Annotated in this window: 16 protein-coding genes; 15 read left to right on the top strand and 1 reads right to left on the bottom strand. The window is 28.6% G+C overall.

Annotated features, from left to right (window positions below; genetic code table 11):
* The first annotated feature begins 36 nt into the window (after positions 1-36).
* Positions 37-843 carry a pyrroline-5-carboxylate reductase gene (gene proC / locus BEN51_RS12270; RefSeq protein ID WP_119866311.1) on the top strand — a complete coding sequence of 269 codons (807 nt, stop codon included), beginning with the start codon at positions 37-39 and terminating at the stop codon, positions 841-843.
* A 71-nt stretch (positions 844-914) separates the two neighbouring features.
* Here proC and BEN51_RS12265 read toward each other — a convergent pair whose 3' ends face one another.
* Positions 915-1,454, bottom strand: a complete 540-nt coding sequence (locus BEN51_RS12265; protein ID WP_119866631.1) for a cupin domain-containing protein — start codon at positions 1,452-1,454, stop codon at positions 915-917.
* A 393-nt stretch (positions 1,455-1,847) separates the two neighbouring features.
* On the opposite strand from BEN51_RS12265, the gene trkA reads away from it, so the two are divergent.
* From trkA to BEN51_RS12195, 14 genes are all read left to right on the top strand, one after another.
* The gene (gene trkA / locus BEN51_RS12260) at positions 1,848-3,227 is read left to right on the top strand and encodes a Trk system potassium transporter TrkA (protein ID WP_119866310.1); all 1,380 of its coding nucleotides are present in this window, start codon (positions 1,848-1,850) and stop codon (positions 3,225-3,227) included.
* Entirely contained in the window at positions 3,205-4,653 is a 1,449-nt protein-coding gene (locus tag BEN51_RS12255; RefSeq protein WP_119866309.1) for a TrkH family potassium uptake protein, read from the top strand. Before trkA ends, BEN51_RS12255 begins: the two co-directional genes overlap by 23 nt.
* A gap of 180 nt (positions 4,654-4,833) precedes the next feature.
* Positions 4,834-5,025, top strand: a complete 192-nt coding sequence (locus BEN51_RS12250) for a hypothetical protein (RefSeq protein WP_119866308.1) — start codon at positions 4,834-4,836, stop codon at positions 5,023-5,025.
* A 219-nt stretch (positions 5,026-5,244) separates the two neighbouring features.
* A complete protein-coding gene (locus BEN51_RS12245) occupies positions 5,245-5,673 on the top strand; it encodes a MarR family winged helix-turn-helix transcriptional regulator (RefSeq protein ID WP_119866307.1) in 429 nt (142 codons plus the stop codon).
* A 33-nt stretch (positions 5,674-5,706) separates the two neighbouring features.
* Positions 5,707-7,431, top strand: a complete 1,725-nt coding sequence (locus BEN51_RS12240; RefSeq protein ID WP_236906219.1) for an ABC transporter ATP-binding protein — start codon at positions 5,707-5,709, stop codon at positions 7,429-7,431.
* Positions 7,428-9,245, top strand: coding sequence for an ABC transporter ATP-binding protein (locus BEN51_RS12235; protein ID WP_119866305.1), 1,818 nt, complete (start codon positions 7,428-7,430; stop codon positions 9,243-9,245). Before BEN51_RS12240 ends, BEN51_RS12235 begins: the two co-directional genes overlap by 4 nt.
* A 502-nt stretch (positions 9,246-9,747) precedes the next feature.
* Entirely contained in the window at positions 9,748-10,323 is a 576-nt protein-coding gene (locus BEN51_RS12230) for a nitroreductase family protein (protein ID WP_119866304.1), read from the top strand.
* 212 nt (positions 10,324-10,535) lie between these two features.
* Complete coding sequence (locus BEN51_RS12225) at positions 10,536-11,126, top strand: helix-turn-helix domain-containing protein (protein WP_119866303.1); 591 nt, start codon at positions 10,536-10,538, stop codon at positions 11,124-11,126.
* A 5-nt stretch (positions 11,127-11,131) separates the two neighbouring features.
* On the top strand, positions 11,132-12,349 hold the full coding sequence (locus BEN51_RS12220; protein WP_119866302.1) for an MFS transporter: 1,218 nt from the start codon (positions 11,132-11,134) through the stop codon (positions 12,347-12,349).
* A 178-nt stretch (positions 12,350-12,527) separates the two neighbouring features.
* Complete coding sequence (locus BEN51_RS12215) at positions 12,528-14,021, top strand: DUF1538 domain-containing protein (RefSeq protein ID WP_119866301.1); 1,494 nt, start codon at positions 12,528-12,530, stop codon at positions 14,019-14,021.
* The gene (locus BEN51_RS12210; RefSeq protein WP_119866300.1) at positions 14,011-14,679 is read left to right on the top strand and encodes a P-II family nitrogen regulator; all 669 of its coding nucleotides are present in this window, start codon (positions 14,011-14,013) and stop codon (positions 14,677-14,679) included. The genes BEN51_RS12215 and BEN51_RS12210 overlap by 11 nt, the downstream gene beginning before the upstream one ends.
* A gap of 295 nt (positions 14,680-14,974) precedes the next feature.
* Positions 14,975-18,181, top strand: a complete 3,207-nt coding sequence (locus BEN51_RS12205) for an EAL domain-containing protein (RefSeq protein ID WP_119866299.1) — start codon at positions 14,975-14,977, stop codon at positions 18,179-18,181.
* A gap of 172 nt (positions 18,182-18,353) precedes the next feature.
* On the top strand, positions 18,354-19,025 hold the full coding sequence (locus BEN51_RS12200) for a response regulator transcription factor (protein ID WP_119866298.1): 672 nt from the start codon (positions 18,354-18,356) through the stop codon (positions 19,023-19,025).
* Position 19,026: 1 nt separating this feature from the next.
* Entirely contained in the window at positions 19,027-20,040 is a 1,014-nt protein-coding gene (locus BEN51_RS12195) for a sensor histidine kinase (protein ID WP_119866297.1), read from the top strand.
* The last annotated feature ends 64 nt before the right edge of the window (positions 20,041-20,104 follow it).

Here is a 20,104-nt window from a genome sequence, read left to right as displayed (position 1 = left end):
AATTGTAGTAAAAAAGAAGAAAGGATAGAATCCAATATGAGGGGAAAGAAATTAGGATTTATCGGATGCGGCAATATGGCAGGGGCTATTTTAGATGGAATATTAGAAAGTGAAGTTTTAAAGCCTTCAGATATTGTTGTATTTGACATTAACACAAAAGTAAGAGAAAGAGTTATAAAAAAAGGAATAGAAGTTAGTGAGAGCATTAAAGATCTCTGCAAGCTATCAGAGAAAGTGCTTCTTGGTGTAAAACCAAATATAATAAAAAATGTTTTGAAGGAAGCAGGAAAAGCATTAGAAGGAAAGGCAATATTATCAATAGTTGCTGGCATTAGTAGTGATACTATAAAGGATTGGGCTGATACAGAGGTTAGAGTTTTAAGAATAATGCCTAATACTCCAGCTATGGTTGGAGAAGGGGCTACAGTACTTTGTTCTGATACTACATTTACTGAAGAAGAAAAGGCAGAAGCAGAAAAAATATTTAAATCCATAGGTATTGTAGAATGGCTTCCAGAAAAGATGATTGATACTGTAACTGGTCTTAGTGGAGGAGGACCTGCTTATGTAGCTATGTTTATTGAAGCCTTGGCTGATGGAGCTGTATTGGATGGTTTATCTCGTGCTACAGCCTATCGTTTAGCTGCACAAACAGTACTTGGAAGCGCAAAAATGATTTTAGATGGAGGTATGCATCCAGGAGCATTGAAAGATATGGTGTGCTCACCAGGAGGTACTACTATTGAAGGAGTAAAAGCCTTAGAAGACGGTGGATTACGTTCGGCTGTTATACAATCAGTGATAGATAGCAGTAATAAATCTCGTAAATTAAGCGAAAAGTAAAAGACATAATGAATAAAAAACGCAGATAGAATTACTTTTATTAAATTCTATCTGCGTTTTTGCTGCCTTATTTAATATTTTCTTAAATCTCCATTGGAAGCAGGCTCATCAGCTTTAGTTTGATGAATGGTGCCATGAGGGTGTTGAGGTGGTGCATATATGGAATATAATTTAAGAGGTTCATTACCTGTGTTAATTACATTATGCCATGTACCCGCAGGTATCATTATTGCAAAATCATCAGTAACTCTTCTTTCGAAATCTAAGTTATCTCTATCAGTTCCCATTCTAACAATTCCTTCACCTTCTTCAATGCGCAAGAACTGATCAACATCAGGGTGAATCTCTAAGCCTATATCTTCTCCAACATTTAAACTCATTAAAGTTACTTGTAAGTTGTTACCTGTCCATAAGGCAGTACGGAAAGTATTATTTTCTTTAGTAGCTTCATCAATATTAATTACATAAGGAGTTGGACCATGATCTGTAAGCGTATTATTTATCATAAATTCTGAACGATAAAAATAAGGGTTGTACCCAGTAGTCCAATTATTTTTTGGTATATTCGCCCAATAATGATAAGGATCATAAGAATTATACAAGCTTGTCATTCCTTTCAAAAATCTTATAGCACTATAATATAATATGTTTTAGTGATAATATTGTGATATTGCTTATATAAAGTGAATTTTCATATAATGAATGTCATAATTCATTTATATCTTTTGTTGTAAAAAATTTTTTATAAAAATAAAGGAAATTGAGAGAAAAAATATGATTAACAATGATAAGTGACAATAAATTCAATTATATTTGTAAAATGAGAAAATTATTGTAAATTTAAACAAATTGTAAACTTGTATGTTTGTCCGTAAAAATGTATTATTAGTTTAATTGTTTAAATTCATTTATTTAATAATATAAATTATTTCTTCAATAATTAGATATAATAAGAATAAAAAATAATTATTTTAGAGCTTTTAATAAGTAAAGGAGTATTTTACATGAAAGTAATGATAGTAGGTGTAGGAAAGCTAGGTTATAAATTAGCTGAGACTATGATAAGTGAGGGAATTGATGTAACATTAATAGACTCAAATTCTAAGGTCATTGAAAGGATAAATGACCATTTAGATGTTCTTACAGTAAATGCAAATGGACTAGAAATAGATATTTTAAAAGAACTTAATATTGAAGATTATGATTTGTTGATAGCATCTACTAATAGTGATGAAACCAATACTATAATATGTACTTTAGCAAAAAAATTAGGCTGTAAGAAAACTATAGCAAGAATGAGAAATCCAGAGTACACGGAACAGCTAGATTTTATTAAAAATGAACTAGGAATAGATTTAATAGTTAATCCTGATTTAGCTACAGCTAACGAAATAACTAGATATTTGTTAAAAAAATATAGTTTTTACACTGGTGACTTTGCAAAGGGCAAAGTTCAAATGCTTGACTTAAGTGCTAATATTTTACCTGGCTTTGTAGGAAATAGGATTATGGATTTAGACAATATGGACGGAATTCTTATTGCTGCTATAACAAGAGATGGAGATGTAATTATTCCAAATGGCTCTACAGAATTAAATGAAGATGACATAATTCATTTTATAGGAGATACTAGAAGTATTAATAATTTAGTAGATAAATATAAACTTAATACTAATAGAAAGCAAATTAAAAGAGCGATGATCTTTGGTGGAGGTAAGCTTGGCTATTATTTAGCCAAAAGATTAATTGAAGCTAATATAAATGTTGTTATAATTGAAGAAGATAGAGAAAGATGCAAGTATTTAAGTAATAATTTAGATAATGTATTAGTAATCCATGGTGATGGAACAGATATAAATATATTAGATGAAGAAGAATTATCAGAAATGGATGCTTTTATAGGAGCAACTGGTTTTGATGAACAGAATATTTTAATGTGTTTAATGGCTAAACAAGCTCATGTTAAAAAGGTTATCGCTAAAATAAGCAGACCAAGTTACTCTCATTTAATAGATAAATTTGGAATAGATGCTGCCTTAAATCCTGTTAATATAACTGTAAGTAATATACTTAAGTTTATACGCGGGGGTAAGGTTGTTTCAGTTTCTTTACTTTTAGGTGAACAGGCAGAAGTAACGGAAGTAATTGTTGACGAAAATTTACACATAGTTGGTAAAAAGGTGTCAGAGTTGGGACTGCCAAAAGGAATAATAATTGGTGCAGCTGTTCAAAAGGGAAAAGTAATTATTCCTAATGGTAATACAATTATCAATGCTAAAGATAGACTGATTATATTTTCTTTAACTGAAGATACAGCGGCAATAGATATGTTTTTAAAGCCTAAAAAGGGAGGAGTATTTAGTGAATTATGGCATCGTAATTAAAGTTTTAGGGAAGATATTAAGTCTTGAGGCTTTATTAATGCTTCCATCCCTGCTTATAGCAGTATATTATGGACAATCCGATGTATTAGCTTTTATTAAATGCATAATACTTATTGGTGTTGTAGGCTATCTAATGACTAAGGTAAAATGCAAGAATAATAAAATTAATGGTAAAGAAGGATTAGCTATAGTAACTTTTGGATGGATTTTAGCATCCTTTTTTGGTTCACTTCCCTATGTTTTTTCTGGAAGTATCCCATCTTTAGTAGGTGCATTTTTTGAAACTGTATCTGGATTTACTACAACAGGATCTACAGTGCTTACTGATATAGAAATAATACCAAAAGGGATTTTATTTTGGCGTAGTTTTACTATATGGTTAGGTGGTATGGGAATATTAGTGTTTGGAGTAGCAGTTTTGCCAAGCATAGGAGCAAGTGGATTTCAAATTTTTAAGGCAGAAAGTCCAGGCCCTATAAAGGATAGAATAGTTCCCAAAATAAAGGAAACAGCAAAAATTTTATACACAACTTATAGTATTATTACCGCAACATTAATGATATTACTTTTAATAGGTGGTATGCCTCTTTATGACTCTATAAATCATGCTTTTTCTACTATTGGTACAGGTGGGTTTTCTATTAAGAATTTAAGTATAGGTGCTTATAACAGCTCTTATATACATATTATTATCTCCATATTTATGATATTATCAGGTATAAATTTTTCTTTATATTATGCTTTATATAAAGGAAAGTGGAGAGATGTATTAAAGAATTCTGAATTGAAGTTTTATCTTGGTTTAGTATTTACGACTGTAGTTTTAATTTCAATTAATTTATTAATTACTTCTTATGATAATATTAGTATTGCCTTAAGGGATTCTTTTTTTCAAATAAGTGCAATTATAACAACTACAGGTTTTTCAACTGTAGATTTTGATCAATGGCCAACTTTTAGTAAAGCTATTTTATTTTTATTAATGTTTGTTGGTGGATGTGCAGGTTCAACTGCTGGAGGTATGAAGAATATTCGTATAGTCGCTTTACTAAAGTTGGTAAAAAGACAAATAGTAAAAACCTTTCATCCAAGAGCAATGATACCTGTAAAGATAGATGGGAGGGCAATTTCAAGTGATACAACTGCAGGAATAACTAGTTTCTTTGTATTATATATAGGTATTTTTGTAGTAGGAACAATAATAATATCTCTTGAAGGCTTTGATTTTATGAGTTCAGCTAGTGCTGTTGCTACTGCTCTAGGCAATGTAGGCCCAGGATTTGGGGTTATAGGGCCTATGTTTAATTTTAGTGTATTTAGTGATTTTAGTATTTTTTTACTTTCTATCCTAATGTTATTAGGAAGATTAGAGTTATTTACAATCATAGCTTTATTTGCACCAAGTAAGTGGAAAAATGAAGTATAATATAATATTTTAAAAGCTGATTTCTGTATTTACGGAAGTCAGTTTTTTATATTTAGCTAAAATTAATATGAATAAATTTATAAATGACTGCAAACTATAAAATTATATGACATAATTAAAAATAAATTGAATATTCTGATAAATTGAAATATAATTATAAATATAAAGGGGGGATATATTATGAATGAATATAGAGGTTATGAAATTGAAGTTATAAAAAACAATGAAAAAGATTACCCTTTTAAAGCTATTGCTAAAAAAGGAGGAAATGAAATTAAACATAAGGGAAGAAGTGAAACAGAAGCAATAGACTTAGTTAAGCAGAGTATAAATATAATTATGGATAAGCTAGAGAAAAATAATTTGCACTAGGGTGTAATATAAATAATATAAGAATCTTCAACTAGTATTGGAGATTCTTTTTTTATAGAAAATAAGTAGAAAAAATTAAAATTTAAAAAATAATATAAAGGAACAGTTTATAAAAACTATTAAGCTCATTCTTCATATTATATCTTATTTGACATTAAATTTTTAATAGTTTAACATTAAAGTATTATTACTTTAACGCTAAAGTATTTGGAGGTAATTGTGATTGAGACAGATTTAGCTATGCAATTTAAAAATATTCATCAAAGGGTAACTCAGTTGATGCAGAAAAAAATAGATAAATATGGTTTAACTCTAGGACTCTTACATATTGCAATAATTGTAGAAAGAAATCCTGAGGCAAATCAAAAAGATATTGCTGAAGAGATGAAAGTTACAGAAGGAGCTATTAGTACTTCGATAAAAAGGTTATTAAATTTAAAAGTGCTTAAACAAATACCTTTAGAATCAGATATGAGATATAATAGGTTAGTTTTAACAGAGTTAGGTAAGTCTATAATAGATGATTATAGAGATCATTTGCCAAATATATATAAAGAAATGTTTAATGAATTTAGCCAAGAGGAATTACTAAAATTAAGTTCTTTCTTATCTAAAATAAATAATAATCTAAATAATATGAGAAACTAAAATGATAAAAGTTAGAAGAATAGGAGGGATATTTTGAAAAAATTATTGCCATATATGAAAAAGTATAAGGTATTTGCTATTTTAAGCCCTATACTTATGATTTTAGAAGTTTTAGCAGATATAGTTATTCCATATCTTATGTCTTTAATAGTTGATATAGGAATAGTAAACAGAGATATTAACTATATTGTAAGACTTGGGATAATTATGATTATTTCTGCTTTATTAGGCATGACTTTTGGTGTAATGAGTTCTCATTATGGAGCTAGAGCAGGTTATGGTTTTGCTGCAGAAATTAGGGCTGAAATATTTAGAAAAATTCAAGCTTTTTCTTTTGCTAATTTAGATAAATTTTCAGTTTCATCCCTTATAACAAGACTTACCAATGATTGTAATACTCTAGGTCAAGTTGCTATGATGAGTTTACGTATGGCTATAAGGGCGCCTTTTTTACTACTATTTGCACTAATTATGGCTTTTAATATAAATGCGTCTTTAGCAAAAATATTTATGGTTGTATTACCACTTACTGCAATTATTATAGCAGTGGTAATGATAAAAGCACGTCCATTATTTAGAATGCTTCAAACTAAGATTGATAGAGTAAATGCAATTATTCAAGAAAATTTAATAGGAATAAGAGTTGTGAAATCTTTTAATAGACAAAAACATGAAGAAAAAAGATTTAAAGAAAGAAATGATTCTGTAAGGGATACTGCTATTAAAGCTGTTTCTCTAGTTGTTACTTTAATGCCTGCTTTTAATCTTATGGTATTTTCAACTATAATTGCAGTACTTTGGTTTGGTGGACAAAAAGTTACAGCTGGGACTATGGGAAGTGGAGAATTAATTTCTTTTATTACCTATATAATACAAGTTTTAATGGCACTTATGTTAATGTCATTTTTCCTTATGCAATTAATGCGTGGTATAGCATCTGGAGGCAGAATTATAGAGGTATTAGAAACAGAATCAGAAATTAAGGAAATTTTAGAGCCTGTAAAGGAATTAAAAGATGGTGCTATTAGTTTTAAGAATGTAAATTTTGTCTATCCTGGAAGTAAGGAAAGAACATTAAGGGATATAAATTTTAATATAAAATCTGGAGAAGTTCTTGGAATTATTGGTTCTACAGGTTCTTCTAAATCTACTTTAGTACAGCTTATACCAAGGCTTTATGACGTAACAGAAGGAGAAGTTATTGTTGGCGGCTTAAATGTAAAAAATTATGATATTAAGGCCTTACGTAATCAGGTTGCCTTTGTATTACAAAAGAATACCTTATTTTCAGGAACTATTCGTGAAAATATGAAGTGGGGAAATGAAAATGCAACTGATGAAGAAATAATAAATGCCTTGAAACAAGCCCAAGCTTGGGAATTTGTTTCAAAGTATGAGGATGGTTTGGATCATAGAGTTGAACAAGGGGGAGATAATTTCTCTGGTGGTCAAAAGCAAAGATTAAGTATTGCAAGAGCATTATTAAAATCGCCTAAGATATTAATTTTAGATGATTCAACAAGTGCTGTAGATATGACTACTGATGCAAAAATTCAACGTGCATTTAAAGAAGAACTTGGACATATTACTACAATTATTATTGCTCAGAGAATCTCATCAATTCAGCATGCTGATAGAATTATTGTAATGAATGAAGGAGAAATAGAAGCCCTTGGAGATCATGAAACTTTAATGAAAGTATCTCCAATTTATAAAGAAATCTATGAGTCACAAAAGAAAGGGGTGGTTGGGGAATGAGTAAAAATCGTCAGTTGCGCCCAAATGATCCTAAAAAAACAATAAAAAGATTATTTAAATATTTAAGATACAATAAAGCTTTATTGTGGTGTGGAATAATTTTCATTATATTAAGCTCTATTGCACAAATTGGAACTAATGCTATGCTAAGCCCTATTATAGATACCTTGGTTAAGGGTGATGGTATGAGAATATTTATAAGATACCTTATTATAATGGGAATGCTGGTAATAGTAATTTCTTTATCCGAATATTTGGGAAACTTATTTATGGCAAAGTTAGCACAGAGAACTATTCATAAAATTCGTGAAGATATGTTTTCTCATATGGAAAAACTGCCGATATCTTATTTTGATAGAAATTCTCATGGGGATTTGATGTCTACCTTTACTAATGATGTAGATATGTTAAATCAAGCTTTTGAGCAAGGGATATCACAAATTATAGTATCAGTAATAACAGTTGTTGGAACATTTATTATGATGTTATTCATAAGCCCAATTTTAACTATAATAGTTGTAATTATGTTAGCAGTTATGCTTGCTTTTACAAATTATGTTGGGAAAAAATCAACAAGATATTTCCGTGCTCAACAAGCTGCCTTAGCTGATATGAATGGATATATTGAAGAAATGATGTCAGGGCAAAAAGTAGTTAAAGTATTCAATTATGAGAAAAGAGCTATTAATACTTTTGATAAGAAAAATGAAGAACTTCGTAAGGCGAGCAGCAGTGCAGCTACTTATGGTGTTATGCTTCTCCCTATTATGGGGAACTTATCTTATGTATTATATGCCCTTATATCAATGGGCGGAGCCTTTTTAGTAATGATAAATAAATTAAGTATAGGTAATATTGCGTCTTATTTGCAATACACAAGAACAATTTCTCGACCTATAACCCAAGTTTCCAATCAGCTTAATACTTTATTTGCAGCTCTAGCTGGAGCAGAAAGAATTTTTAAAGTATTAGATGAAAAAGTTGAAATTGATGAGGGAGATGTTACTTTAGTTAGAAGAGAAGATGGTACTGCTTATTGGAAGGTTCCAAATAAAAATGGAGGATATGAAGAAGTAGCTCTTAGGGGTGATATTACCTTTGAAAATGTAGACTTTGGTTATCTTCCAGGACAGAGAGTGCTAAAGAATATAAGTCTATATGCAAAGCCAGGACAAAAAATAGCTTTTGTAGGATCAACTGGTGCTGGTAAAACAACTATAACAAATCTTATAAATAGATTTTATGAAATTAGTGATGGAAAAGTATTATATGATGGAATAGATATTAGACGTATTAATAAGCAAGATTTAAGAAGTACAATGAGTATAGTTCTTCAAGATGTTCATTTGTTTGAGGGAACAATAGCAGATAATATTAGATATGGAAGATTAGATGCTACAGATGAAGAAGTAAAGGAAGCTGCAAAGCTTGCTAATGCTCATTATTTTATAAAAAATTTACCTCAAGGATATGATACAATGCTTACAGAAGATGGTCATAACTTATCACAAGGGGAACGTCAATTATTATCTATAGCTAGAGCAGCAGTAGCTGATCCAACTATACTTATTCTTGATGAGGCTACTTCATCTGTAGATACAAGAACTGAAAAGCTGATTTCAGAAGGTATGGACAAATTAATGGAAGGCAGAACAACCTTTGTAATAGCCCATAGACTGTCAACTGTTCGTGATTCTAATGCAATAATGGTATTAGAACAAGGTAGAATTATAGAACGTGGAAATCATGAAGATTTAATGAAACAAAAAGGACGTTATTATAATTTAAATACTGGAGCGATAGAACTAGATTAATCAGGTAACAGGGAACAAGTAACATGTACAGGTAAAAGGGAACAAGCACAAGTCAGGTGACAGATAATAGCACAGATAATAAGTAATATGTAATAGAATTAAAAGTCATGTATATATGTGGAGTTAGGCTTCTTTATATACATGACTTTGTTTTATAATTTTCTTTCTTCAATTCTCAAGTAAACTTACATATGCTCACTTTTTAATTAAGCCATATATTATAATAGTTTGCATTGATAACTTATATACTAAGTAATAAATGTGCATTTGTAATTGATATTATTGACAGTAATATCCATAAGCTATAAAATGGTAGTATAAATATAAAAGGAAATATGAGACAAGTAGCAGGTAACAGATTAAGGAATTAAAAATTAACAATTAAGAATGTAGGTAGATTTTCAGAAAAACTGAAAATCTAAAATTTCATAATTCAGCTCTGCTGAATTATTTCCGAAATTGTCAACTGTCGATTGTCAATTGAATTACAGGTGGTGTTATTATGTTTAAGGATTTAGTAAAGAAAAGCCGTAGTTATAGACGTTTTTACGGTGATAAAAAAATTACAAAAGACCAATTGAAGGAACTAGTAGAATTGGTAAGATATACGCCAAGTGCTGCAAATCTTCAGCCTCTTAAATACATTTTAGTATGTGAAGAAGAAATAAATAAAAAGGTGTATGAAACATTAAGCTGGGCTGGATACTTAAGGGAATGGGATGGACCAATCGAAAGTGAACGTCCTACTGCATATGTTATTATGCTTAGAGATAAAACCTTAACAAAAAAACAAAGTGCAGATGAGGGTATTTGTGCTCAAACAATATGTCTTGGTGCTGCAGAGGTGGGGCTTGGTGGATGCATTTTAGGAAGTATCAACCGTGCTAAGCTAACAGAAAATCTAAATATTTCTGATGATTTTGAAATAGCCTTAGTTATTGCATTAGGATATCCAAAGGAAAATGTAATAATAGAGGATATGGATGAAGGTGGAAGTATTAAATATTATAGAGATGAAGAAGGTAATCATTATGTTCCAAAACGCAGCCTTGAAGAATTAATTGTAAAAGAAATATAGGTTTTTAAATACTTAATGGGGAACCCTATGATTTCTGATTAATAAAAAGTTTATATTAAAAGATTTCTAATAAACAATAAGGGCTATCGCTGTAATATTGCAGTTGATAGTCCTTTTTACTTTGTTTGACAATTATAAGAGACAACGTTATAATTAATATAACGTTACAGTTACTGTAATGGTATATTATTTTAAATGTTTAGGAGGAATCCATGGAAGATAGCAATAAAATAGTACTTAAAACAGATAAAGAACTTAAAATTTTAATGTCACCAATTAGACAAAAAATTATTAGATTTATGAGAATTGAGGGTAAGCCGGTTACATCTAAATATATTGCTGATAAATTAAGCATGTCACCATCATCAGCACAACATCATATAAAACAATTAGAATCATTAAACATTGTTGAATTTGATCATAGTGAAGTTATAAATGGAATAACTGCAAAGTATCTTAGATTAACTGATAAAACTATTAGTATAGGTCAAAGTTTAGATGATGATTTGTCTTTAAATCGTGAAATTCTAGCAAAAAATATCTTATCTGAAATATATGATAACTTTCAGAGTACCATAACTAAAATGAAGCCATTATTAGTGGACGAGCTAAATAAGGGAAATAAATTTGCAGACTTTTTATCTGGGGTAGTTCATTTAACTAAAGAAGATGCTAATGAATTATATTCTGTAATAAGTGATTTTATAGAAAAGCGTTCAAAGCCATCTAATGATACTCATCCTTTTGAGTATGCTTTAATTGCATATAGAACAGATTTAAATAATGATGATGGAAAGGCATAAAAGTTATGAAGGTAAAATTATATTCTTTAATGGTCTTATTAAATTCATATTTAGGTGGACTTCTTGTGCCAATATTAAGCTTATTGCTAATGAGCAAAGGTATATCTTTAAGTAATTTATCTATTATTATGGGGATCTATGCAATAACAGTAGTTTTTCTTGAACTTCCTACAGGGGTTATTGCAGATGTAATGGGAAGAAAGAAAACATTTTGCTTATCCTTATTAATTTCACTAATAAGCTCTTTAGTTCTTTTATTTGGTCATGGGTTTATTATTATGTGCGTTGCAATGATATTGTTTGGGTTAAGCAGGGCTTTATCTTCAGGTTCCTTTGATGCCTTGTTTATTGATTCATATATTGAAGCCTTTGGAAAAGATAAGTTAAATAGAATTACCACTCGTTTGGCAGTTTTAGATTCATTGGGTTTATCTGCAGGGGCCTTATCAGGAGGTTTTTTTCCTGAAATAAAAAGTAATTTATTTTCTAATTTTGGCTCTTATGATTTAAATATTATTATTAGAATTATTCTAACAATAATTGTTTTAGTTCTTTCTATTATTTTTATAAAAGATATAAGTACAACAGAAAATGAAGAAAGAATACCTATAAAGGAGCATATTAAAAAGAGCTCTTCTTTTGTTAAGGGAAACTTGACTGTTTTATGTATATTCATTTCTGCTTTTGCAACTGGATTTTTTTTAAGTGCATTAGAAACCTATTGGCAGCCTCACTTTATATCAATAATGCCTAATAAAAGTATGATGGGACTTCTTGGGATAATGGCCTTTTTATATTTTGTTGCAGCAATGTCTGGTGGAATAATTTCAAATAAGATAATTGATAAATATAAATTAAATTTAAAAAGTATGTATGTGGTAGTTCGATTATTATTAGCTTTTATATTAATTTTAACTGCTTTTCAAAAAAACATTTTCTTATTTATTATATTTTATACAATGATTTATTTAATGCTTGGCATGGCTAATATACCAGAAGCTGTTATATTAAATGGTGAAATTCCTAATAAGATTAGAGCATCAATATTATCGGTAAATTCCTTAGTGATGCAATTAGGTGGACTAGCAGGTTCTTTAGTAAGCAGTTTTTTGATAAGTTATATTTCAATACCTGCATTATGGGTAGTTGCTGGAGTAGTAATTTTAATTTCAGTATTATTAACATCTAAAAAGCTGCTAGTATCAAAAAATGATAAAGAGTGATTTGTCACTTCTTCAATTATTCTTAATAAATAAGGAAGTTTAATTAAAAAGATATGAATTTTTTGATAAAATTATAAAATGAAAACTTTTTTAAAAAAAAGTATAGTATAATTAAATATATAATGCGTAATACACAAAAATAATGAGAGTAAATTAAAAAGAAAGGGATGATAAATGTTTGAATTTAGTAACAGAAAAATTAAAGGAAGTATTATTATCAGTATTACCAATAACAATAATAGTATTAATATTACATTTTACAATTACACCAATGGAACGACCATTATTACTTAGGTTTTTAATAGGGGCAGTATTAGTTATTATTGGTTTATCAATTTTTTTAGCTGGGGTAGATATTGGAATTACGCCTATAGGAAATGTTATGGGTAGTACCTTAGCAAAAACAAATAAAGTTTTAATTGTAATAATTTCAGGATTGATACTTGGTTTTTTCATTTCACTAGCAGAACCTGATTTGCAAATTTTGGGGGCACAAGTTTCATTTGTAACTTCAGGAGTTGTATCAAAATGGCTTATCGTTATAATTGTTTCTATAGGAATAGCTGTTATGCTCTCTTTAGGTTTAGGAAGAATATTGTATAATTTTCCATTATATAAGCTGTTAACTATTATATATGGTATTATTTTATTACTTTCAATATTTATTTCACCAGAATTTTTAGCAATATCTTTTGATGCTTCTGGTGCTACAACTGGAGCTTTAACAGTTCCGTTTATGTTGGCTCTTGCCCTAGGAGTATCTCATCTTAAAAAAGACAGTAAATCTTCAGAGAAAGATAGTTTTGGATTAGTTGCTATAGCTTCTTCAGGAGCAATAATAGCAGTTATGATAATGAGTATTTTATCTAAAACAGATAAAATTACAGCAACTCTTGAAATAGATACGGAAGTATCAACATCGATAATTTTGCCTTTCATTAAGGAAATTCCTAAAATATCCTTTGAAATAATATTAGCTTTACTACCTATATTGATTATTTTTCTTATTTTTCAGAAAAATAAATTTAAATTATCGAAAAAAGCTGTTAGAAAGATATTATTTGGAATATTCTTTACGTTTATAGGATTAGTTATATTTTTAGTTGGAGTAAATGCAGGATTTATGGATTTAGGTACTGTGTTAGGACATAAAGTGGCCTCCTTAGAAAATAAGACATATCTCATTATTGTTGGATTTGTATTAGGATTTGTTACAATACTTGCAGAACCAGCTGTATATGTATTAACACATCAAATTGAGGAAGTTACAAGTGGATATGTTAAAAGAAAAATTGTTTTATTTACTCTTTCAATAGGGGTAGGATTTGCAGTAGCTCTATCAATGATAAGAATTATGATTCCTGAAATACAATTATGGCATTATTTATTACCTGGATATTTAATTTCTGTATTAATGAGTTATTATGTTCCTAAATTATTTGTCGGTATTGCCTTTGATTCAGGAGGCGTTGCATCAGGTCCGATGACAGCAACATTTATATTAGCTTTTGCACAAGGAGCGGCAGATGCTATAGAAAGCGCAGATGTATTAATTGATGGCTTTGGAATGATTGCTATGGTTGCAATGACCCCTATAATTGCATTACAATTACTTGGGTTTATTTTTAAAATAAAGTCTAAAAAGGGAGGGGGAGAAAGTGATGTTGAGTAATTTTGAATTGAAGCATCCTGAGCTTATCTGTGCTATAGTAAATTTAGGTTTAGGAAGTAAGATATTAAAAAAGGCTAAGCAGTATAATATTTCAGGAGGAACTATTATTTTAGGTAAGGGTACAGTAAATAATAAAATTTTAGAATATTTGGGATTGTCAGATGTAAGAAAAGAAATTGTACTTATGCTATCAGATAAAGAAATAGCAGAAACAGCTTTAAGAAAATTAAGTGAGGAATTTAAATTTAGAAAACCTAATCACGGAATAGCATTTACAACATCTATTTGTGGTGTTTCTGGAACAAGAGCTTGTAAATGTGATAAAATGAAAGATGAGAGAGGGGAAGAAAACAGTATGTATCATGCTATAACTGTAATTGTAGATAAAGGAAAGGCAGAAGAAGTAATAGATGCAGCTACCAAAGCCGGCTCTAAAGGTGGTACAATAATAAATGCAAGAGGTTCTGGAATTCATGAAACAAGTAAAGTTTTCGCGATGGAAATTGAACCAGAAAAAGAAATAGTGTTAATAATATCAAAAAGCGATAAAACAGAAGATATAATTTCATCAATTAAAGAAGAACTTAAGATAGAGAAGCCAGGAAATGGAATTGTTTTTGTTCAAAATATAAATGAAGTTTATGGACTATATGAATAATTTTAAATTTTATTAGAAAATATTAAAAAATGTTAAATAATAGATAGATTTCAAAAAAATCTATCTATTATTTTTTGAAAAAAATGTTTTAATTTGTAATAATACTTTGTTTTTGGTAATTGTGGATGATATATATTTGATATATAATATTATTAAATTAGGAGGATAGGAGGGGTGGCTTATAACTACGATATTCAGAAATATTCTAGCAAAAGATAAAAATAAAAGAAGAAATATTTTTGAAAAAGGGGAAGCAGAAAAAAGATTAAATATCCTAGAAGAAAATCTTATACATATGCAGGATATTCTTTCTGTAGGTAGTTGGACATATGATATTCTAAATAATGAAATATTGTGTACGGAAGAAATATATAAGATATTTGAAACTACTCCAGAGTATATAGATGGGAATTTTGAAAGATTTCTTGACTTTGTTCATCCTCAGGATAAGATATTAGTTACAAAATCATATGAAGAAGCTCTTAAAGGAAAAGAAAATAATATAGAGCTTCGAATTATTACAGCAGAGGGTAGAGAAAAATATGTAAATAAAAAAATAAAAGTACTACTTAATGATAATAAATTTCCCGTTAAAATAATAGGAACAATAGAGGATATTACAAGCAGGAAAACAGTTGAAAAAAGTTCAATGGAGTTAGGAAAAGAGTTAAGAGATGCACAAAAGATAGCAGGTATAGGGAGATTTAAATATGATGCTATAAAAGATGAAATTTTTATATCAGAAGAAGCCTATAAGATTTGCAATATCGATCCCTTAAATTTAGAAAGATATTTGGAAAGTTATTTTAAAATGATTCCTCCAGAAGATAGAAGTATTTTGAATAATGCAAAAAAATATTGCTTAGAAGGTAAAAATTTTAAAGTTAAAATTAGAATACTTCAAGAAGAAGGGACGAGTCAATATATAATAGTTAAGGGAGAACCACTATTAGATAAGGACAATAATATAGTTGGCATAATAGGAATAATTCAAGATGTAACAGAAAATGAATTATTAAAGATAGATTTAGAAAAAAAGAATAGAGATCTTATTCGGGCTCAACATATATCTAAAATAGGAAGTTGGGAGCTAGATTTAAATAAAGGTGTACAGTATTGGTCTGATGGGATGTTTAAAATTTATGGAATTAAGGAATATAATCATGAGGTAGTTTATGAGGATATTTTTAAATTTGTTCATCCGGAAGATTTATTTAAAATAGATAATTACTTAATAAACCCTCCTAAAGAAAAGTACACTGTAACTGAATATCGTATTATAAGGACTGATGGAAATATAAGAGATATCTATTGTCTTACAGAAACCACCTTTGATAATAATGGTAAAGTTATTTCAATATGTGGAACAATACAAGATGTTACTGAAATGAAAGAAATGGCAAAAAAGATAGAAGAGGAAAAAAGAATAATTGAAATTCAAAAAAGAAGATTTGAATTTCTAATTCAAAATTCAAATGATTGTTTTGGAATTATATCTCCTGAGGGTACTATATTATATTCTAGTTCTGCAGTTGAAAGAATTTTAGGATATACAGTAAAAGAAATAAGAAATAAAAATATGTTAGATTTCCTTGAGGGAGAGGAAAAATCAAAGTTTAGTGAAATGATTAAGATTGTATTAAAAACTTCAAAGGCTCACATTCAAGGAGAATTAATTGTCAAAACAAAATATGATAAAAAAATATGTATAGAAATTGAACTTGATAATTATATAAAAGAACCTGCTATTGAAGGAATAGTAATGAATTGGAGAGACATTACAAAAGAAAAGGCAATGTATAAAGAAATCGAATATATTGCTAATCATGATAGCTTAACAAAACTTCCTAATATGTACTGTTACTTAAAGCAAATAAAAAATATATATGAAGAGGCTAAGAAAAATAATATTTCCTTTGCCATAATGATGCTAGATATAGATAGATTTAAATATATAAATAATGCCTTAGGTTATGAAATTGGTGATAAGCTTATTATTGAAGTTGCTAAAAAATTAAAATCTTTTATAGGAAAAAAGGATTTTCTTTATCGTAGTAATGGAGATAAATTTATAATTGTAGTAACTAATTTAAAAAGTATTGAGGAATATGAAAATAAAGTTAAAGCAATAGCTGAATTATTTCACATTCCCTTTAAGGTAGATAATTATGATTTAAATATAACGGTAAGCATAGGTGTATCTGTATTTCCTGATGATGGTGAAAGTTTAGAATTAATAAAAATTCAAGTAGACAATGCTTTGTTAAGAGCTAAATATAAAGCAATGAATAGTTATGAATTCTATAGTAATAAAATGAATATTCAAAATTATAAACAATTTATGATTAGAAATGATCTACCTAAAGCTATTGAAAAATGTGAATTTAGAGTTTATTATCAACCAGAAGTTGATATAAAAACTAATAAAATAATTGGAGCTGAAGCATTAATTCGATGGAAACATCCAACCTGGGGATTAGTTTCACCTGGTGAATTCGTGCCAATTGCAGAAGAAACTGGTTTTATTATTAATATGACAAATTGGATGCTCAAGGAAATATGTAAAACATATAAAAGCTGGCTTGATAAGGGTTTGCCAAATATTAAGATATCAATTAATTATTCGAGTTTAAGCTTTCTTGAAAGTAATTTTATAGAAAATATAAGAAGTGTATTAGAAGAATTTAAGCTAACCCCCGAATTTTTGATTATAGAAATTACTGAAGGAATCTTGATTAAGAACAAAGAAACTGTAATGAATAATATTAAAAAGCTTCAGGCGTTAGGAATAGAGGTGGCACTTGATGATTTTGGAACAGGTTATTCCTCTCTTCAATATTTGAGTTTATTTAATATAGATATAGTAAAAATAGACAGAGCTTTTATTAAAGATGCCCTTGTAAATAAAGCTAATGATATACTTACTAGACATGTAATTGAAATCTCTAATGAACTTGGGATTAAAACAGTTGCAGAAGGAATTGAGACAAGAGAACAATTAGAGTATTTGAGGAAATTAGGCTGCTATTTAGGGCAAGGGTATTTATTTAGTAGGCCTGTACCAGTTGATGAATTTGAAAAAATGTTAAGTATGAAAGAGTTCAAAGTAACTAATAACAAATATTATGAAATTAAGGAAAGAAGAAGCTTCAACAGAATTAATTTTGATGAGTTATTAGAAGGTCAAATGACTATATTATCTATTAATGGAAGTAAAATGGTTTTAGGATATACTAAAATATTAATAAAAAATATTAGTAAAGGCGGTTTATGCTTTATTTCAAATATAAGAATTCCTATAAATATAGATATAGTATTAAGATTTAAAGCAACAATATTTGAAGAAGAAATTGAGATAAATGGAATTCCTATATGGAGAGATGAAGCAGAAGAAAATTTATATGAATTTGGAGTTAAATTCATATTAAATTCAGATGAAGCAAATTTACTATATGAAGCTATAGAGGAATTAGAAAAAAGAAAAAGCTTAAAGGTTGAATAAAAGCTCTATTATAGGTCAGGTTCCCTTACAAAAAGCGAGGGAACTGACCTAGTATTTTTTTCTATATAAAATAACCCATACTGATATATAATTAAATTATAAAGAAATTTTTTTAATTATTGAAGAAAGTAATAGTCTTAGAAAAGTCCTTGATATATAAGGAGGATTATAAATGTATAGAATATTTATTATAGAAGATGATTTAGTAATAGCAAAATCGATAAAAAAGCACATAAAATCCTGGGGGTATGAAGTAGAATGTGTTACTGACTTTAAAAATGTAATTTCTGATTTTATATCTTATGATCCACAACTTGTTCTTTTAGATATTTCCCTTCCATTTTTCAATGGATTTCATTGGTGTAGTGAGATTAGAAAACTTTCTAAGGTTCCTATTATATTTATATCATCTGCATCAGATAATATGAATATAGTAATGGCTATGAATATGGGGGGAGATGATTTTATTACCAAACCCTTTGATCTTAATGTGCTTACTGCAAAGGTTATGGCTTTATTAAGACGTACTTATGATTTTGCTGGACAAACAAGTTTATTAGAACATAGAGGTGTAATACTTAATATTAGTGATTCTACTTTGATTTATAATAATGAAAAAATACAATTAACAAAGAATGAAAATAAAATACTTCATGTGCTAATAGAAAATAAGGGGAAATCTGTGACAAGGGAAGATATAATGATAAAACTTTGGGAAACAGACAGTTATGTTGATGATAATACTCTTACTGTTAATGTAACTCGTCTTCGTAAAAAGCTTCAGGATATAGGTTTAAATAATTTTATAATAACTAAAAAGGGAATAGGTTATATGGTGGAATAGTATGGATGAAAATGGTAAATTTAAATTAATAATATCTTATTTTAAGTTTCGCATTAAGGAAATAATAATATTTCTTATATTTTCTTTAATATTTACTATTATGTTTTTTCTTTATAATCTTCCTATAGAACCTTTGCTTTATGGTTTTTTATTATGTACTTTTGTTGGAATTATATATATTGGAGTAGATTTTATTAATTTTTATAACAAGCATAAATTACTCAATAATTTAAAAAGAGAAATTATTTTAAATATAGATGAGCTGCCAGAGGCAAAAAATATAATTGAAGAGGATTATAATAAATTAATTTCAATTATTCAGAAGGAAAAGATTAGAATTGCTTCTGAGGCAGATATGGCTAGAAGTGATTTAATGGATTATTATACTTTATGGGCTCACCAAATAAAAACTCCTATTGCGGCTATGAGGCTTTTACTTCAGTCGGAAGATAATGAGCAAAATTATGAACTATCAATGGAATTATTTAAAATAGAGCAGTATGTTGAATTTGTTTTACAATATTTGAGGCTTGAAAGTATGTCTTCAGATCTAGTATTAAAAGAATATAATCTTGATGATATTGTGAAACAGGCAGTAAGAAAATATGCTAAAGTCTTTATAAGAAATAGGATTAAGCTTAATTTTAATGACTTGAATTGTAGAGTGTTAACAGATGAAAAATGGCTCTTATTTGTGATAGAACAGATATTATCAAATGGTCTTAAATATACAAAAGAGGGCAGTATTTCAATATATATGGATAAGGATAGTGAAAAGACACTAGTGATTGAAGATACTGGAATTGGTATAAGGCCTGAGGATCTTCCAAGAGTTTTTGAAAGGGGATATACAGGATATAATGGGCGTTTAGATAAAAAATCTACTGGGATAGGTTTATATCTTTGCAAGAAAATTTTAAATAAACTATCTCATAATATAAAAATAGAGTCTGAAATTGATAAAGGTACTAAGGTAAAAATTGACCTTTCAACAATTAATATTAAGATTGAATAGACCTTACAAAGCTGTAAGGTTAAAAGGGGAAATGTAAGCTAAACTTATGGCTGGGCATTTCCCT

Source organism: Clostridium isatidis (assembly GCF_002285495.1).
Taxonomy (GTDB): Bacteria; Bacillota; Clostridia; order Clostridiales; family Clostridiaceae; genus Clostridium; species Clostridium isatidis.
Note: the sequence above shows the minus strand (reverse complement) of the source record. Positions and strands in the feature narration are given on the sequence as shown.